Source organism: Pseudomonas sivasensis, from assembly GCF_052938085.1.
In genome coordinates this window covers 1464571-1482925 of the sequence record NZ_CP176442.1, presented here as the reverse complement: position 1 = coordinate 1482925, position 18355 = coordinate 1464571, and the positions used below count along the sequence as shown (strand labels likewise).

Annotated in this window: 16 protein-coding genes; 7 read left to right on the top strand and 9 right to left on the bottom strand. The window is 59.1% G+C overall.

What is annotated here, in order from left to right; all coding sequences use genetic code 11:
* The first annotated feature begins 130 nt into the window (after nucleotides 1-130).
* The 3 genes from ACKZ62_RS07030 to cobA are packed head-to-tail and all read left to right on the top strand — an operon-like array spanning nucleotide 131 to nucleotide 3782.
* Complete coding sequence (locus ACKZ62_RS07030) at nucleotides 131-1342, top strand: nitrate/nitrite transporter (RefSeq protein WP_095185347.1); 1212 nt, start codon at nucleotides 131-133, stop codon at nucleotides 1340-1342.
* Entirely contained in the window at nucleotides 1342-3012 is a 1671-nt protein-coding gene (locus ACKZ62_RS07025; RefSeq protein ID WP_447096474.1) for a bifunctional protein-serine/threonine kinase/phosphatase, read from the top strand. Before ACKZ62_RS07030 ends, ACKZ62_RS07025 begins: the two co-directional genes overlap by 1 nt.
* Before the next feature lie 26 nt (nucleotides 3013-3038).
* A complete protein-coding gene (gene cobA, locus ACKZ62_RS07020; protein WP_032887600.1) occupies nucleotides 3039-3782 on the top strand; it encodes a uroporphyrinogen-III C-methyltransferase in 744 nt (247 codons plus the stop codon).
* A gap of 57 nt (nucleotides 3783-3839) precedes the next feature.
* Here the strand turns inward: cobA and ACKZ62_RS07015 are convergent, their stop codons facing one another.
* From ACKZ62_RS07015 to ppsA, 8 genes are all read right to left on the bottom strand, one after another.
* A complete protein-coding gene (locus ACKZ62_RS07015) occupies nucleotides 3840-4820 on the bottom strand; it encodes an OmpA family protein (protein WP_032887598.1) in 981 nt (326 codons plus the stop codon).
* Between the two features lie 107 nt (nucleotides 4821-4927).
* A complete protein-coding gene (gene sigX / locus ACKZ62_RS07010; RefSeq protein WP_032887596.1) occupies nucleotides 4928-5518 on the bottom strand; it encodes an RNA polymerase sigma factor SigX in 591 nt (196 codons plus the stop codon).
* Between the two features lie 87 nt (nucleotides 5519-5605).
* The gene (locus ACKZ62_RS07005; protein WP_003175519.1) at nucleotides 5606-6430 is read right to left on the bottom strand and encodes a mechanosensitive ion channel family protein; all 825 of its coding nucleotides are present in this window, start codon (nucleotides 6428-6430) and stop codon (nucleotides 5606-5608) included.
* Between the two features lie 2 nt (nucleotides 6431-6432).
* A complete protein-coding gene (locus ACKZ62_RS07000) occupies nucleotides 6433-6678 on the bottom strand; it encodes a hypothetical protein (RefSeq protein ID WP_025854229.1) in 246 nt (81 codons plus the stop codon).
* 85 nt (nucleotides 6679-6763) lie between these two features.
* On the bottom strand, nucleotides 6764-7759 hold the full coding sequence (locus ACKZ62_RS06995; RefSeq protein WP_032887594.1) for a divalent cation transporter CmaX: 996 nt from the start codon (nucleotides 7757-7759) through the stop codon (nucleotides 6764-6766).
* A gap of 24 nt (nucleotides 7760-7783) precedes the next feature.
* Nucleotides 7784-8275: a ribonuclease E activity regulator RraA gene (gene rraA, locus ACKZ62_RS06990; protein WP_032887592.1), complete on the bottom strand. Its 492-nt coding sequence runs from the start codon at nucleotides 8273-8275 to the stop codon at nucleotides 7784-7786.
* A 187-nt stretch (nucleotides 8276-8462) separates the two neighbouring features.
* The gene (locus tag ACKZ62_RS06985; RefSeq protein ID WP_122681195.1) at nucleotides 8463-9452 is read right to left on the bottom strand and encodes an alpha/beta fold hydrolase; all 990 of its coding nucleotides are present in this window, start codon (nucleotides 9450-9452) and stop codon (nucleotides 8463-8465) included.
* Nucleotides 9453-9558: 106 nt separating this feature from the next.
* Entirely contained in the window at nucleotides 9559-11934 is a 2376-nt protein-coding gene (gene ppsA, locus ACKZ62_RS06980) for a phosphoenolpyruvate synthase (RefSeq protein WP_032887588.1), read from the bottom strand.
* Nucleotides 11935-12112: 178 nt separating this feature from the next.
* Between ppsA and ppsR the strand changes: the two genes are divergently transcribed.
* The gene (ppsR, locus tag ACKZ62_RS06975; RefSeq protein WP_027603681.1) at nucleotides 12113-12931 is read left to right on the top strand and encodes a posphoenolpyruvate synthetase regulatory kinase/phosphorylase PpsR; all 819 of its coding nucleotides are present in this window, start codon (nucleotides 12113-12115) and stop codon (nucleotides 12929-12931) included.
* 115 nt (nucleotides 12932-13046) lie between these two features.
* Here ppsR and ACKZ62_RS06970 read toward each other — a convergent pair whose 3' ends face one another.
* Complete coding sequence (locus tag ACKZ62_RS06970) at nucleotides 13047-14471, bottom strand: aminotransferase-like domain-containing protein (RefSeq protein WP_032887586.1); 1425 nt, start codon at nucleotides 14469-14471, stop codon at nucleotides 13047-13049.
* A 160-nt stretch (nucleotides 14472-14631) separates the two neighbouring features.
* Here ACKZ62_RS06970 and ACKZ62_RS06965 point away from each other — a divergent pair, with 160 nt between their 5' ends.
* Genes ACKZ62_RS06965 through ACKZ62_RS06955 form a run of 3 tightly spaced genes read left to right on the top strand, consistent with a single transcriptional unit; the run spans nucleotide 14632 to nucleotide 18341 of the window.
* Entirely contained in the window at nucleotides 14632-15525 is an 894-nt protein-coding gene (locus ACKZ62_RS06965) for a DMT family transporter (protein ID WP_160385034.1), read from the top strand.
* Between the two features lie 23 nt (nucleotides 15526-15548).
* Complete coding sequence (gene moeB / locus ACKZ62_RS06960) at nucleotides 15549-17411, top strand: molybdopterin-synthase adenylyltransferase MoeB (protein ID WP_447096473.1); 1863 nt, start codon at nucleotides 15549-15551, stop codon at nucleotides 17409-17411.
* A gap of 15 nt (nucleotides 17412-17426) precedes the next feature.
* Entirely contained in the window at nucleotides 17427-18341 is a 915-nt protein-coding gene (locus tag ACKZ62_RS06955) for a PLP-dependent cysteine synthase family protein (protein WP_447096472.1), read from the top strand.
* Nucleotides 18342-18355: the final 14 nt, after the last annotated feature.

Here is an 18355-nt window from a genome sequence, read left to right as displayed (position 1 = left end):
TTTGCCCTCGCGAACCCGATGGCGGCGTTTTTTCGTTTTGGCCCCAGCAGCACGGGGCCGGTGGGGCGGCCCCAGCCGGCTGCTCCATCACTAGGCCTTCTTACAAGACTCCCAACCGTTGAGGTGCGTGATGAAATCAAGCTTCTGGAAATCCGGGCACACCCCGACCCTGTTTGCCGCGTTCCTGTATTTCGATCTGAGCTTCATGGTCTGGTATTTGTTGGGCCCGCTGGCGGTACAGATTTCCGCCGACTTGCACCTGACCACTCAACAACGCGGCTTGATGGTGGCGACACCGATCCTTGCGGGCGCTGTGTTGCGCTTCCTGATGGGCATGCTGGCGGACAAGCTATCGCCAAAGACAGCCGGGCTGATTGGCCAGGTGATTGTGATCGTCGCGTTGTTCGGCGCCTGGAAACTGGGGGTTCACAGCTACGAACAAGCCTTGTTGCTAGGGCTGTTCCTCGGTATGGCCGGCGCATCCTTTGCAGTGGCGTTGCCGTTGGCGTCCCAGTGGTATCCAGCCGAACACCAGGGCAAGGCCATGGGCATCGCCGGCGCCGGTAATTCGGGCACAGTGTTCGCTGCATTGTTGGCCCCGGTACTGGCGGCGGCCTTTGGCTGGAGCAACGTGTTCGGCTTCGCACTGATTCCGCTGATCCTGACCCTGATCGTGTTCGCCTGGCTCGCGAAAAATGCGCCTGAACGCCCTAAAGCCAAGTCCATGGCTGATTACTTCAAGGCTCTGGGCGACCGCGACAGTTGGTGGTTCATGTTTTTCTACAGCGTGACCTTCGGTGGCTTTATCGGCCTGGCCAGCGCCCTGCCCGGCTATTTCAACGATCAATACGGCCTGAGCCCCATGACCGCCGGCTACTACACCGCCGCCTGCGTGTTCGGTGGCAGCCTGATGCGCCCACTGGGCGGCGCCTTGGCCGACCGTTTCGGCGGGATCCGCACACTGCTGGGCATGTACAGCGTCGCAGCAATTTGCATCGCGGCAGTCGGTTTCAACCTGCCCAGTTCCTACGCGGCGCTGGCGCTTTTCGTCTGCACCATGCTCGGTTTGGGCGCAGGCAATGGCGCTGTGTTCCAGCTGGTGCCACAGCGTTTTCGGCGTGAGATCGGCGTAATGACCGGCCTGATTGGCATGGCCGGCGGCATCGGCGGTTTCGCCCTGGCGGCGGGCATGGGCGCGATCAAGCAGAGCACCGGAAGCTATCAATTGGCCTTGTGGTTGTTCGCGAGCCTGGGCGTATTGGCCTGGTTCGGTCTGCATGGCGTCAAGCGCCGCTGGAGAACTACTTGGGGTTCGGCCGCTGTGACCGCCGCGCGCGTCTGATGAGCCTGCAACTGAGCATCGCCCACGCCAGTGCCATCGGCCCACGGGCGGAAAACCAGGATGCGCTGCGGGTGGTTACCCCCGCTGCGGAACTGGCGGCGAGCAAAGGCTATCTGTGCGCCATGGCCGACGGCGTGAGCCAGTGTGCAGACGGTGGCCTGGCCGCCCGCTCAACTCTGCAGGCCCTGGCCCTGGATTACTACGCCACGCCGCAAACCTGGGGCGTGGCACAGGCACTGGAGCGGTTGCTACTCGCACAGAACCGCTGGCTGCAGGCCAATGGGGGAGGTCAACCGTTGCTGACCACCCTCAGCGCCTTGGTCTTTCGCGGCCAGCGCTTCACCCTGGCCCATGTCGGCGATTGCCGGGCATATCGCTGGCTGGACGGCGAGTTGCAGCGCATCAGCGAAGACCATGTGTGGGAACAGCCGGGCATGCAGCATGTGCTCAAGCGTGCCCTTGGCCTGGATCAACATCTGGTCCTGGATTTTCTCGACGGTCAATTGCGCGAGGGTGAGTGTTTCCTGCTGCTCAGCGATGGCGTGTGGGCGACCCTGGCCGATCACAGCATCAGCGCGATCCTGCGTGAACAAACCGACCTCGACCTGGCGGTAAGCACCCTGATCAACGCCGCGCACCTGGCGGGTAGCCAGGACAATGCCAGCGCCCTGCTGGTGCGTGTCGACACGGTCGGCGCGGCCACACTCGGTGACGCCTTGGTGCAGCTGCAGCAATGGCCCTTGCCACCGCCGCTCAAAGCCGGGCAACACTTTGAAGGTTGGCAGGTCGACGCCGTCCTGGCACACAGCAGGCAGTCATTGTTGTACCGGGTACGCGATGCCCAGCAGCAACCCTGGCTGCTGAAAACGCTGCCCCTGAGCCGCGATAATGACAGCGACGGCGGTCAGGCATTGTTGTCGGAAGAATGGTTTCTGCGACGGGTTGCCGGGCGGGCGTTTCCGGAAGTCCATACGGCCAGCGGGCGTCAGCATTTGTACTACGTGATGCGTGAATATCCCGGTATGACCCTCGCCGAGCTCTTTCAGCGCCAGGGCCCACTGCCCCTGGCGCAATGGCAGTCCGTCGCCGAGCGTTTGCTGCGCGCGGTGGGCATGCTGCATCGACGGCAGATCCTGCACCGCGATATCAAGCCGGAAAACCTGCTGCTGGGGGACGACGGAGAATTGCGAGTATTGGATTTCGGTCTGGCGTATTGCTCGGGCCTGTCAGAGGATCGCGCCCATGTGCTGCCCGGCACTCCGAGCTTTATCGCGCCTGAGGCGTTCAATGGCGACCGTCCTACAGCACAACAGGATTTATATAGCGTTGGTGTGACGCTGTATTTCCTGCTGACCGGGCACTACCCATACGGTGAAATCGAAGCTTTCCAACGACCTAGATTTGCCCAATCCGTCACCGCCAGCCGCTATCGTCCGGACCTCCCGGACTGGCTCCCTCTGAGCCTGGAACGCGCGGTGGCAGCGCAGCCCGCGCATCGCTACGAGACTGCCGAGGAATGGCTGCTGGTGCTGGAGCAGGCTGATCGCCAAGAGCTGAGCATCCGTCCGAAGCCACTCCTTGAGCGCGAACCTTTGAAGGTTTGGCGCACCTTGGGCCTGGTCTCGATGCTGATCAATCTGATTCTTCTGTATTCACTCTTTCATAGCTGACGTCAGCTCTAGACGAGGAAAAACACATGAACGCAAAAGTCTGGCTGGTGGGCGCAGGCCCCGGCGACCCAGAACTGTTGACCCTCAAAGCCGTACGGGCAATGAACGAAGCCGATGTAGTGTTGATCGATGATTTGGTCAACCCGGCCGTACTGGAGCACTGCGCCGAGGCTCGTGTGATTACCGTGGGTAAACGCGGTGGCTGCCGCTCAACCCCGCAGGATTTTATCCATCGCCTGATGCTGCGTTACGCCCGCCAAGGCAAGTGCGTGGTGCGGCTCAAAGGTGGCGATCCGTGCATTTTCGGACGCGGTGGTGAAGAGGCCATGTGGCTGCGCGAGCGTGGCGTCGAGGTGGAGTTGGTCAACGGGATCACCGCAGGGCTGGCGGGTGCGACGAACTGCGCGATTCCTCTGACATTGCGCGGTGTCAGCCGCGGCGTGACGTTGGTCACGGCCCACACTCAAGACGACAGCAGCGTTAATTGGCGCGCGCTGGCAGAAGGTGGAACGACATTGGTGGTGTACATGGGGGTGGCCAAGCTGGAGGAGATTCGCCAGCAATTGCTTGGAGGCGGGATGGCAGCTGATATGCCAGTGGCGATGATCGAAAATGCATCACTGCCCCAGCAGCGCGAATGCCGTAGTGAGCTGTCACGCATGCACGAGGATGCTCATTCCTTTGCCTTGAAGAGCCCTGCAATCCTGGTGATTGGCAGTGTTGCCGCCACCGACCAAGTGGCCTACATCACGGCAGCGGCCAGTGCCTGAGGCAAATTCCAGGCGAAAAAAAGCCCGGCCTGAGCCGGGCTTTTTTCTACTCAGTAATTACTGAGCTTGAGCTTCAACCGACGCTTCTACGCGACGGTTAACAGCACGACCTGCTTCAGTTGCGTTGTCAGCAACTGGGCGGGATTCGCCGTAACCAACAGCAGTTACACGGCTAGGAGCAACGCCGTCTTTAACCAGAACTTGCTTAACAGCGTCAGCACGACGCTGGGACAGCTTCTGGTTGTAAGCGTCTGGACCTACGGAGTCAGTGTGACCAGCAACTTCTACGTTGGTAGCTGGGTACTGAGCCATGAAGTCGGCCAGGTTTTTCACGTCGCCGTAGCTGTTAGGCTTAACAACGGATTTGTCGAAGTCGAACTTAACGTCCAGCTCAACACGAACAACCTGAGCAACTGGAGCTTCTGGCTCTGGAGTTGGCTCTGGAGCTGGTGCTGGAGTAGGAGCTGGAGCAGCTGCGCCAGCGTTACCGCCGAAGTTTACGCCCAGGCCGACCAGTGCGGAGTAGTCCCACTTGCCGTTGTCCAGACCGTAGTCAGCTTCAACACCGGCACGAGCGTACAGGTTGTTGGTGAAGTAGTACTTCACGCCAGTACCGACGGTAGCGAAAGTGGTCTGATCGCGACCGCTGTGGCCGTCAGCTTGTACGTTGCCACGGCTCTGGTGGCCGAAACCGCCTTCAACGTATGGACGCAGGCTGTCAACACCAGCTTGACCGAAGTGATACTGGGCAACCAGGCTGCCGGTATCGCCTTTGATCTTCTGGCTACCAGTACCGTCGTTCGAACGGGTGTGGTTGGTTTTGTCGTAGGACAAGTTCAAGGACAGGTCGTCGGTCAGGAAGTAACCGATGCGAGCGCCAGGATTGAAGCCGTCTTCGATGTGCTTGACGCTATCGTTGTACTGCTTCTTGTAGAACAGCTCGCCTTCAACTGCGCCTTGGCCTTGTGCCAGAACGCCGAAAGAAGTTGCGGCAATAAGAGAACCAATGGCCAAGCCCAAGGTGTTTTTCAGTTTCATCCGTTAAATCCCCATCTGGTGATTGTAAAGCAGTCCCACAAACCGGGGGACAACTCGGCGACAAGTCTAACAGAACTTGCCTACACGTAAGAGATATTTGCCACGCACTAAGTTTCAGTCTCGCCCGCAAATTTCTCACGTAATTTATCTAGAGCACGTTTGTAACGCATTTTTGTAGCACTCAAACCCATGTGCATGATGTCAGCGATTTCCTGGAACTCGAGCTCTGCGACAAATCGCAGCACCAGAATTTCCCGGTCAATCGGGTTCACATACACCAGCCAGCGATCGAGTCCGCCCTTTTCCTCGGGTGCCGGCGACTTCTCTTCAGTCGCCTCCTCAAGGGGGTCCAGACTCAAAGCGTCCATCAAGCGACGCTTTCGCCGTTCCTTCCGATACTGCGTGATGCACTCGTTGTACGTGATGCTGTAGAGCCAGGTCTTGAACTTCGATTTACCCTCAAAGTTCTTCAGGCCGTACAACACCTTGAGCATCACTTCCTGACAGACATCGTCCGCATCTCTATCGTTCCCTAAATACCTTGAACAAACGTTGAACAGAGTGCGTTGATATCTGCGCATCAATTCTTCGTACGCGCGAGTGACGTGAAACAGCTCCGTGTGCGAGCGCGCGACCAACTCCTCATCAGAGAGCTCACGGGGGTCATAGCGCGTGGACAGCGTTTGGGCTTTATTCAAAACAAGTCGTGCCGACAGTCAGGTCAATGTCCGCTACAGCCCGGTCAGCCGAGCTTGCGGCGGCGTACATTAGCAGGGTTTACCGGATTAGCGGCTACTGACCTGCTGCTCCAGGAGAATCCGATTGGACAACGACACCAGGTCACCGTCATCGGTCAGCACCGTCGTCTTGACCGTGCCGATCTCCTCGATTTGCCCTTCGACCTCGCCTACACGCACCTGTTGCCCAACTTGATACAGCTCGCGCACATAGATTCCCGCAAGAATCTGACCCGCAATTTCCCGGCTTCCCAAGCCCATGGCCAGCGCAACGGCCAGACCAACGGTAATCAAAACGATCACAATTACGTGGTTGAGCAGGTCAGTCTTGACCTCCAACTGGCTGATCGCGACCGAAATACTGATGATGATCACCAACCCCTGGGCAATTCGCCCCAGGCCAGCAGCATAATCCAGCCCCACGCCTTCGGCAGCGCCGCGCACCAGCCCATTGGCCAGTTGCGCCAGCAGAACACCTACCAGCAGTACCAGCGCGCCGCCGAAAACTTTCGGTAAATACAGCGCAAGCATGTCGAGCGTAGCTGAAACTCGCTCAAGTCCAAGGGATTGAGCCGCAGAAACCAGAAAAATCAGCAAAACGAACCAATAGACGATCTTACCGATCAACGTGGAGATCGGCACTTGCAGCCCGGCACGCCCCAGCAGTTTGGTCAGGCCAGTGCCTGCCATCAGGCGATCAAGCCCGAGTTTAGCGAGCAATTTGGACAGCAGGGTATCGAGCAGCTTGGCTACGACAAAGCCCAGCAATACCAGGACCAGAGCACCAAACAGGTTGGGAATGAAGTTCGCCACCTTGGTCCACAATGCGGTCATTGCAGTGACCAGGCTCTGGGTCCAGAGATCAAGTTCCATATTCAATCAGCCTTATCAGCAGTGCGAGCAAGAGGTTTACGACGGGAAACCGGTGAAACGTGGGCCGAACCGTTGTTCAAGGCCATCATCAACGCCGGCACCCAGCGGCCGAGCAGACCGAACAGGTCACCCGCGCCCACCTGGCGGTTAGCGGTTTTCAACACGCGGCCCAGGCACGCGTCGTCGTCACGGTTGGACGGCGAGGCATTGAGCATGTCACGTAAAGACTGTTCGAACGGATCGTGCATAAAGACCTCTCGCAAGTGTTTTAAAGACGAGGGGAAAATTCCTGGGGTCACATAGGACCCTTCCTACATTCAGGTGATATTCAGCTCAAACCCAGCGTAACCGCCGAAATAGCCACCATTGTCCGAGGGCCACCGACACCATCAACAGGCACGCAATGATGAAGCCATAGGGGCTCTGAGAGAAAGGTATGCCTCCCACATTTATACCCAGTAAGCCGGTCAAGAAGCTCATGGGCAGGAAGATTCCAGTGATGATCCCAAAGCGATACATCGTGCGGTTCATGCGCACGCTCAAGCGCCGGTCTTCGGCCTCCAGCACAAGCCCCACGCGCTCGCGGGTCAATTCGAGCTCTTCCAGATAGCGGGTCAGGCTGTTGTTCAATTCGTTCCAATAGTCGGCATCGTCATCGCAAAACCATGGCAATTTGATCCGCGTCAGTTGAGCAAAAATGTCCCGCTGCGGCGCGAGGAATCGCTTGAGCCCTGCCGCTCGTCGACGGATCTGCAACACGCTGCCGTGCTCCGGAGTATACCGTTCGTCGGTATCGAGTTTTTCTTCCTCGGAATCCACGACTTCAGAGAGGTCCGTGACCAGATCCTGCACTTTATTGGTCAGGTACTGCGCCATATAAAGGATGAGTTCAGACGCAGTTCTTGGCCCTTTTCCCTCCGCCAGTTGCACAAGCAATTCATCGGTAGCGCGCAGCGGGCGCAGGCGCAAGGAAATCACGCGGCTGGCGGCGGCGAAGATACGCACCGACACCATGTCTTCGGGCTCTGCACCCGGATTGAGGTTAACCCCGCGCAGGAACAGGAGAAGCTCGCCCTCTGGCAGCGGCAACAAGCGCGGGCGGGTGTTCTCCTCCAGCAGCAGGTCGCAGGCAAATTCGCTCAGGCCACTGGATTTACGCAGCCAGGTCTGGGTCTGCGGATGGCTGCGATCCCAATGCAGCCACAGGCTTTCCTGGGGCTGCAGTTGCAAGTCGTCGAGCTCAGTCCGGGCAATCGAACGCGCACCGCCTTTACCGTCCAGCACCAGGGCATGCACCAGCCCCCATTGCGCGTTTTCTTCCTCGAACATCCTCACCCCGTCGGTTATTGCGGTTTATTCAGGCATTTTCAGCGGGCTTGGCGACACAATCACGCCATTATTATCCGCATAGATGTACTCACCCGGACGAAAGGTCACGCCGGCAAATGTGACCACCACATTCAAGTCACCGATGCCGCGCTTGTCGGTCTTCATCGGGTGGCTGGCCAGGGCCTGGACGCCAAGATCGGTCTGCGCGATGACATCGACATCACGGATGCAACCGTAGATCACCAACCCTTCCCAGCCGTTTTTTGCAGCTTTCTCGGCGATCATGTCCCCCAACAACGCGCGCCGCAGGGAACCGCCCCCGTCGACCACGAGCACCTTGCCGGCGCCCGGCTGGTCGGCTTGCTCCTTGACCAGCGAGTTATCTTCGAAGCACTTGATGGTGACAATCTCGCCGCCAAAGGAATCTCGGCCGCCAAAATTACTGAACATCGGCTCGACCACCTGCACCAGATCCGGGTAGGCGTCGCACAGGTCGGGGGTCACGTAATGGTTCATCGAAAAATTCCTTTCTGCCAGAGAAGTGTCTTTCAAAGAAGTACCGGCCGAAGCGGACTGGGAACATCCCTTTCGCCTCGCCGCAACGCAAGAGCCACTGCGCGACTGAATATGACCAGAAGCGTTCAGCGCGTCATATCTTAGCCGCAACCTCGCACAAGCGAAACGCCCTTGGCAGAGCGCTGCGTCAAACCGTCGCCACTGTAGCGACCGGGGCGCCAAGCAACGGTGTGAGCGGATCTTTTAACCATTGCGCCACCAGCGGCCACACTTCGGCCTGGGCGGCCTTGCTCACCAGCATTTCCACATGCCCGAAATCCTCGGTAAAACCTTGCTGGCGGCCCAGGCAAAGGTATTGCCGATGCTCAGAACCGATTTGCTCGAACAACTTGCGACATGCCCAATCAGGGTCCTGTTGATCACCGGCAGCACTGACGGCCAACAGCGGCACATCGACGGTTGCCAGGCCTTTCCACCAGTCCTGCTTACCCTCGCCAAAGCGTCCAAACAGGCCATTCCAACGCATGGCTTCGATCAGCACGCCTGCGGGCTCATCCTCCGGACCGCGCTTGAGGCGCGAGCCGGACAATTCCCCGAAGCGTTTCAGAAGCAATCGACCGGTCCACTCCACCGGAGGAAGCTTCAATGGCCAGTGGGTGCGACTGACCTGGCAACCAAACAAGGCCACGGAAGCCACTGCCGGCGCGCCAAGGTGCTCACCACCCAGCGCCGCCGCCAAGGCTGTGCCGCCCAGGGAGTGCCCGATCCAGTGGGGGATCTGCGCACTTTGCTCTCTCACAAACGCGCCGATAGCCGGCAAATCATAGCGCGCGTAGTCAGCGACCCGATTTTTGGCGTAGTCATGATTGCGCTTGGACAAACCATGGCCGCGCATTTCCGGTATCCACACATCGAAGCCCTGGCGCGCCAGGAAAGCACCCAAGCCGATGCCTTTAGGCGAATACCAGAAACGCCGATTGGAAAAACTGCCGTGCAACAAAATAACCGGGATGCCCCGGTTTTCCGGGACATCGGCAAGGCCCAAACGGGTAACTGCCAGCTCAACGGTGCCGTCGGGGCTATTACCGGGTTTGAGGCGATATACATCTTCACTCAGGTCGCCACGACGTTCAGCGCTGATCAGGGCGACGGGAAACAGATTGCTGCTGCTTTGCATAATGCTCTTGCACAAAAAAGGGCGGCGTCCGGAAGGAGATCCGCCCTGCACAGATAAGAATGCCGGTCACCCACAACGAGTGACCGGCACTTTTGACGTAGCGACTTTAGGCGGACGCTTGGCCTTCCGCCAGGAAGAACCAGGTTTCCAGCACGGAGTCGGGGTTCAGCGAGACACTTTCGATGCCCTGTTCCATCAGCCAACGGGCCAGGTCAGGGTGGTCGGAAGGGCCTTGGCCGCAGATGCCGATGTACTTGCCGGCCTTGTTACAGGCCTGGATAGCATTGGACAGCAGCTTCTTAACCGCAGGGTTACGCTCGTCGAACAGGTGAGCGATGATCCCGGAATCGCGGTCCAGGCCCAGGGTCAGTTGGGTCAGGTCGTTGGAACCGATGGAGAAACCGTCGAAGAACTCCAGGAACTCTTCGGCCAGGATGGCGTTGGACGGCAGTTCGCACATCATGATGACGCGCAGACCGTTTTCACCACGGGACAAACCGTTTTCAGCCAGCAGGTCCACGACCTGGCTCGCTTCGCCCAGGGTTCGGACGAACGGCACCATGATCTCGACGTTGGTCAGCCCCATCTCATTACGTACACGTTTCAGCGCGCGGCATTCCAGCTCGAAGCAATCACGGAACGCTTCGCTGATGTAACGCGAGGCGCCACGGAAACCCAGCATTGGGTTTTCTTCTTCCGGCTCGTAAAGCTTGCCGCCGATCAGGTTCGCGTATTCGTTGGACTTGAAGTCCGACAGGCGCACGATGACCTTTTTCGGGTAGAACGCCGCCGCCAAGGTGCTGATGCCTTCCACCAGCTTCTCGACGTAGAAGCCCACCGGGTCGTTGTAACCGGCGATGCGCTTGTCGACGCTTTCCTTGATATCCAGCGGCAGGCCGTCGTAGTTCAACAGCGCCTTGGGGTGCACGCCAATCATACGGTTGATGATGAACTCCAGGCGGGCCAAGCCCACACCGGCGTTCGGCAACTGCGCGAAATCGAAGGCACGGTCCGGGTTGCCGACGTTCATCATGATCTTGAACGGCAGGTCCGGCATGGCGTCGATGGAGTTTTGCTTGATGTCAAAGCCCAGTTCCCCCTCGAAGATGAAACCGGTGTCGCCTTCGGCACAGGACACGGTCACGCCTTGGCCATCCTTCAGCAGTTGGGTGGCGTTGCCGCAACCTACAACTGCCGGAATGCCCAGCTCACGAGCGATGATCGCCGCGTGGCAGGTACGCCCGCCACGGTTAGTGACGATAGCGCTGGCACGCTTCATCACTGGTTCCCAGTCCGGGTCGGTCATGTCGGAGACCAGTACGTCGCCTGGCTGGACCTTGTCCATCTCGGACACGTCCTTGATGATCCGCACCTTGCCGGCGCCGATGCGCTGGCCGATGGCACGGCCTTCCACCAGCACGGTGCCGGTTTCCTTGAGCAGGTAGCGCTCCATGACGTTGGCCGAAGTGCGGCTCTTCACGGTTTCCGGACGGGCCTGCACGATGTACAGCTTGCCATCGTCGCCGTCTTTGGCCCATTCGATGTCCATCGGGCACTTATAGTGCTTTTCGATGATCATCGCTTGCTTGGCCAATTCGCTGACTTCCGCGTCGGACAGGCAGAAACGTGCACGCTCGGCCTTGTCCACATCAACGGTTTTAACAGAACGACCGGCCTTGGCCTCGTCGCCGTAGATCATCTTGATGGCTTTGCTGCCCAGGTTGCGGCGCAGGATGGCGGGACGGCCAGCTTCAAGGGTGTGCTTGTGTACGTAGAATTCATCCGGGTTGACCGCGCCCTGTACGACGGTTTCGCCCAGGCCGTAGGCGCCGGTGATAAACACCACGTCACGGAAGCCCGACTCGGTATCCAGGGTGAACATCACGCCGGCGGTGCCGGTTTCCGAACGCACCATGCGCTGCACACCGGCAGACAAAGCCACCAGCTTGTGGTCGAAACCTTGGTGTACGCGGTAGGAAATGGCGCGATCGTTAAAGAGAGAGGCAAACACTTCCTTGGCGGCGCGGATCACGTTTTCCACGCCACGAATATTAAGGAAGGTTTCTTGCTGACCGGCGAAGGAGGCGTCGGGCAAGTCTTCGGCGGTGGCCGAGGAGCGCACGGCGACAGCCATGTCCGGGTTGCCGGCCGACAATGTGGCGAAGGCGGTGCGGATTTCTTCGTTGAGCTTCTCGGGGAACTCGGCGTCCATGATCCATTGGCGGATCTGGCTGCCGGTCTTGGCCAGGGCATTGACGTCATCGACGTCCAGGGCGTCCAGCGCGGCGTGGATCTGAGCGTTCAGGCCGCTCAGTTCGAGGAAATCGCGGTAAGCCTGGGCCGTGGTGGCGAAACCACCGGGCACCGAGACACCAGCGCCTGCAAGATTACTGATCATCTCGCCGAGGGATGCGTTCTTGCCCCCCACGTGCTCTACATCATGGACGCCGAGCTTATCGAGGGAAACTACGTACTCTACCAAGGTGATCTCTCCACTTTCTGTGTTGGAAAAGCTCAGGACGCCGGCGGCTCAGTAGGAGCTAACGCCCGCGCTTGTGGCCTGGACCTGGAAAATAAGTGAGAATGCGGCCCACTGCGGGACGGCAAAATCGCGCCTATCATATCCAAGATTCGCCATCAGCTTAAGGCCCAGGGCTCAAATGAAACGATCTGCTTTCTTTATCTCCGACGGCACCGGCATTACAGCCGAAACATTGGGTCAGAGCCTGCTCGCGCAGTTCGAAAACAATACCTTCGCAAAATTCACGCGGCCCTATATCGACAGCGTGGATAAAGCGCGGGCCATGGTACAACAAATCAATCTTGCGGCTGAAAAAGACGGCTTTCGGCCGATCATTTTCGACACCATCGTCAATCAAGACATCCGTGAGATTCTCGCAACGTCGAATGGTTTCATGATCGACATCTTCTCGACCTTCCTGGCGCCGTTGGAGCAGGAGCTGAGCGAACACTCCTCCTACTCCGTAGGAAAGTCCCATTCCATTGGGCATAACTCCAACTATATGGAGCGTATCGAGGCGGTGAACTTCGCCCTCGACAACGACGATGGCGCCCGCACGCATTACTACGATAAAGCCGACCTGATCCTGGTGGGCGTGTCGCGCTGCGGCAAAACGCCCACCTGTCTGTACATGGCCATGCAATTCGGCATCCGCGCGGCCAACTACCCGCTGACCGAAGACGACATGGAGCACCTGACACTCCCGGCCGCCCTGCGCGCTCACTCCCACAAGCTGTTCGGCCTGACCATCGACCCGGACCGACTCACCGCCATCCGCAACGAGCGCAAGCCCAACAGCCGCTATTCAAGCTACGCCCAGTGCGAGTTTGAAGTGCGCGAAGTGGAAAATCTGTTCCGTCGCGAGAATATTGCGCACATCAATTCCACGCATTTTTCGGTGGAAGAAATTTCGGCGAAGATTCTGGTGGAGAAAGGTGTGGAGCGCAGGTTCAAATAACCTGTGTGAGGAGGCTTGTTACCGATGGCGGCGTGTCAGTTGACAGATTAATTGACTGATCCACCGCCATCGGGGGCAAGCCCCCTCCCACATTTGGGTCGGCGTACATTCAACTCTACAGATGGAACCTGCCCCCACCCTGCCCCAACGCCGTCGCCAACGCATCAAACCCCGCTCGCAACAACTGATCATCTCCAGAGGTATTGCAGATACTCGCCCGAATAAACTGCGGGACCGCCGTCTGCCCTACGGCAAATGCTTCGGCGGTGGCGATCAGGTAATTGTTCTGCTTGAGCTCCGCCTCGATTTCCGACGCACGCCACGGCTCCGGCACTTCAATCCAGAAGTGCGGGCTGTTGAGGTGGGTGCGGTATGCCAGGCCTTCCAGCAGGTCACTCACCAAGGCTTTACGCCGGCTGATCTCGTTGATCTGTTGGCGCAGCAGGTACTCGGCCGTGCCATTTTCGATCCATTGCGTGGCCAGTTCCAACGTCACCGGTGTAGCCATCCAGCACGTAGAACGTAAGGCCGCCGAAATACGGCTGACCAACGCCGGCGGCGCATGCACATAGCCCACGCGCAGCCCGGCGGAAACGGCTTTGCTCAGGCTGCTGATCAAAATCGTGCGCTCGGGGGCGAAATGGCTGAGGGGCGGCGGCCGGTCTTCGACTAATACTCCATGAGCTTCGTCTTCAAGGATCAGCAGATTGTGCTCGCGGCACACCTTGACCAGCGCTTCGCGGCGCGCCACCGATAACACGGCGGTGGTGGGGTTCTGGATCGTCGGCGTGCAGTACAGCGCCGAAATCCGGTGATTTCGACAGACTTCGTCCAGCGCATTCGGCAACACGCCCTCGTCATCCATCTCCAGGCCGATCAGGCGGATGCCAAGCATACGCGCCGCGGTGATCAGGCCTGGATACGTCAGTTGCTCGGTCACCACCGTATCGCCGGCACGCAGCAAAGCCATCATCGCGCAGAGCAGGCCGTGCTGGCCGCCATTGACGCAGATGACCTGCTCGGGAATCGGATGAAAATCCCTCTGCACCAGCCATTGCGCACCCGCTTCGCGGTAGCGCGGCAGGCCAGCGTCCGGGGTATAGGCGCTGATGTCCTGAAGGAACTTGGCGTTGGTCGATAAGGTTTGGAAGCTCTGGGCCAGGAACGCCGTCTCCTGCCCGGGGATATGCATGTTGCGGCTCATATCGAAGTACTGGCGCGGCTCCTCGCTGACGTTGCGAAAGCCTTCATCGCGCTGGCGCTCCATCCCACGCTTGCGCACGAATGTTCCGTCACCGACTCGCGCAACCACCAAGCCAAGGCGCTCCAACTCACCGTAGGCCCGGCTGATGGTGCCGATGGTCACACCCAGATTGTCGGAAAGCACCCGATGGGGCGGCAGTTTTCGTCCCGGCTCAATCAAGCCTTCGAGGATGCCCCGTTCCATGACATCGGACAGGCGCTTGTACTTCACGCCCTGACCGTTGGACAAGCCCTCACGCATAATTGACACCATGTCAATATTTGTTTTGACAGCCATCTTTCGCCCTAATAGTGTGCTTTTACGGGTTCAATCGCCGAATTTAATAACTCATTACAAGTTCAATATAGAGTTCAATTCCGGCTCAGGGAAGTAATAAACGATGCCAATGTCCGCCGTTATAGAAAACACCGCCAAAACCAACACCCAAAAACAGTGGTTGGCCGGGCTGATCACCAGTGTGATGTTCCTGATCGTGTGCCTGAGTTGGGGCACGACCTGGCTGGGCATCAAAATTGCCGTGGAAAGCGTCCCGCCACTGACCTCTGCCGGCCTGCGTTTCCTGATCGCGTTCCCGCTGTTCCTGTGTTTTGCCATGGTGCGGCGCGAGCCGATCCTGTTTCCCCGCGAAAGCCGCTGGTTCTTCGTGTTCGTGACCCTTTCCTACTTCAGCGTTCCCTACTACCTGCTCAACTATGGCGAGATGCATGTCTCGTCCGGCCTGACCGCCCTGCTCTTCAGTTGCATGCCGGTATTCATCCTGATTTTCTCCGCGCTATTTCTGCGCGAGCGCATCTACTTTTCCCAAGTGGTCGGCATCGGCATCGGCTTCGGCAGCCTCTACATGATCATCAGGAGCCAGGGATTGCACCTGGACCACGCCGAGTTCTTCGGCGTACTGGCGATTCTGACCGCCGCGATCATGCATGCCTTGTGCTACGTGATTACCAAGCAGAAAGGCAGCGCCATCAGCGTGATCACCTACAACACCCTGCCCATCGGCATCGCCGGGCTGATGCTGTTCGTCGCCGGGCTGTGGTTTGAAACACCCACCTTTGAAGACATCACCCTGCGCTCCTGGAGTGCCCTGTTCTACCTCGGACTGGTGGCCTCGGTGGGCGGGTTCATCGTGTACTTCATGCTGCTCAAGCGCTTGAGCCCGATCATCCTGTCGTTCGTGTTCATCATCTTCCCGGTGTTCGCGGTGATCATCGGCGCCTGGTACGAAGGCGTGGCGATTTCACGCGACCTGATGCTGTATTCGGCCATCCTGCTGGCTGGCTTTGCGATCACCAAGTTGCCGATTGAAAAACTCATGGCCAAGAAAAATTGACCCACAACCAACGCGAGAGAAACATGGAAGTCCTCCGCCCCACCGCCCTGGAACAGATCTACGCCCACGCCAGCCGCAGCTATCCCGAGGAATGCTGTGGCTACGTCTTTGCCGACGGCAGCGTGTACCTGGGCAGCAATATCCAAAATGAATTGCACCACAAGAACCCCGAGATGTACCCGCGCAGCGCGGCCAGCGGCTACACCTTCTCGGTGGCCGACACCCTGCTGCTGAACAAGGCATTTCGCGGCGACAACCCCGTGGTGGTGATCTACCACTCCCACCCGGACGTCGGCGCGTATTTCAGCGACGAGGACCAGGACAAGGCGCTGTTCCTGGGCGAGCCGATCTACCCGGTGAGCTATCTGGTGGTGGATGTTCGCCAGGGCCAGGCCCTCGGTTCCAAGCTATTTGCCTGGGATGGCAAACATTTCGCCCTTCAACCCTTCAACGACCTGCACACGGAGTTGTCCATGAACGCTGTCTCTTTCCCCGATATCCTGGTTCGCGTGGCCAAGCTGCCGGAATCGACCCTTGAGAGCACCGGATCGACATTGCGCGAAGTCATTGAAAACCTCTGCAGCAGCCACCCGCAGTTGCGTGCGCACCTGTTTCACGAGAAGAACAACCAGCTCAAGGAACACTTCCTGTTTACCGCCGAAGAAGAGCTGATCGGTGCCGACGAACCCTTGCCGGAACAAGCCAAAATCGAAGTGCTGCTCGCCACGTCCGGCGGCATAGACCTCGACACTCTGAGCAACGAGGAAGTACAGCGTTACGTGCGCCACATCACCCTGCCGGGCGTCGGCCGCGAAGGCCAGTTGAACCTGAAAAAAGCCAAGGTATTGATCATCGGCACCGGTGGCCTGGGCTCACCCATCAGCCTGTACCTGGCGGCGGCCGGTGTCGGCACTCTGGGCCTGGTGGATTTCGATGTGGTGGAAAGCAGCAACCTGCAACGCCAAATCGTCCACGGCAACAGCACCCTCGGCATGCCCAAGGTCGAATCCGCCAAGCAACGCCTGCAAGACCTCAACAGTCATATCCAGATCAACGCCCACGACACCGCCCTGAATGCCGACAACGCCCTGGAGTTGGTGAGCGCCTATGACCTGGTGATCGACGGCACCGACAATTTCGACACCCGCTACCTGGTCAATGACGCCTGCGTACAGCTTGGAAAACCCTTGGTGTATGGCGCCATTTACCGTTTCGACGGGCAGATCAGCGTCCTCAACTACAAGGGCGGGCCGTGCTACCGCTGCCTGTTCCCCAGCGCACCGCCCGCAGAACTGGCACCCAATTGCAGCGCCGGTGGCGTGATTGGCGTACTGCCCGGCGTGGTTGGGATGATCCAGGCCACCGAGGCCATCAAGCTGTTGATCGGCATTGGCGAACCGCTGTCCGGGCGCTTGATGCGCTTCGATGCGCTGGCGATGAAATTCAGTGAAATCCGCTTCAAACGCCGCGCTGACTGCCCGTGCTGCTCCGAACTGCGCCACAGTGAAACGGTCGCGCCAGCCGTGTGCGCCGACACCATGCCCAGCGCACCGTCACTCGCCGAAGAGCGCTACATCAAGCCGCGCGTTCTCAAGCAATTGCTCGAACACCCGCGCAGCGCCGACGTGCTGCTGGACGTGCGCGACGCCAGCGAACTGGAGGTGTGCAAGTTACCGGGGGTGGTGCACATCCCCCTCGCCGAGCTGGACGGTCAACTCGACCGCCTCAGCCGCGACAACACTCATTACCTGATCTGCTACGCCGGCACCCGCGCCGAGCAAGCGGCCAGTACGCTGCTCGCGGCAGGTTTTGCCAACACCAAAGTCCTGCAAGGCGGCATGAAGCACTGGGTTCGCGACGTCGAACCCGACATGCCCTTGTACTGAGTTGAGGACTGACTGATGTTGCATAACTCGATCCTCGATGCCATCGGCCACACGCCCATCGTGCGTCTGGCGCAGTTTTCCGAAGACCTCGGCATCGAGGTCTACGCCAAGCTCGAATCCCTCAACCCCGGCGGCAGCCACAAGGCGCGCATCGCCCTCGGCATGATCCTCGACGCCGAGCGCCGGGGCGTGCTGATGCGCGATTCCGGGCAAACCATCATCGAGCCCAGCGGCGGCAACACCGGCATCGGCCTGGTGATGGCCGGTAACGTACTGGGCTACAAGGTGGTGCTGGTGATTCCCGACAACTACAGCCCTGAAAAACAGAAGCTGCTGCGCCTGTACGGCGCCAAGGTGGTGCTGTCGGACAGCCGCCTGGGCAACAATTCCCACGGTGAAAAATGCATGGAGTTGCAGCTGGAAAACCCCAACTACGTGATGCTCAACCAGCAACGTAACGGCGCCAACCCGCAGACTCACCGCGACACCACCGCGCCTGAAATCCTCCGCGCCTTTAGTGATCGCCGCGTGGACTACTTCGTCAGCGGCATCGGCACCGGTGGCCATATCACCGGTATCGGCGAAACCCTCAAAGCCGCCTGGCCGGCACTACACGTAATGGGCGTGGAACCGGAAGAATGTGACCTGCTGAAAAACCAACACGCGCCGCACCATATCCAGGGCCTGTCGATTGGGCTGATCCCGAGCATCCTCAACCTCGATGTGATTGACGGCATGCTCAAGGTTTCGCGCCAAGACTGCATCGACATGATGAAACGCATCATGCGCACCGACGCCATCAGCCTGGGCCTCTCCTCCGCCGCCAACATGGTGGCCGTCGCCAGGCTTGCCCCCGAACTGCCGCCCGAAACGGTGGTGTTGACCATGGTCTACGACAATGCCGACAGCTACCTGCCCAGTTTCGAATAACCGGTTTTCCAACC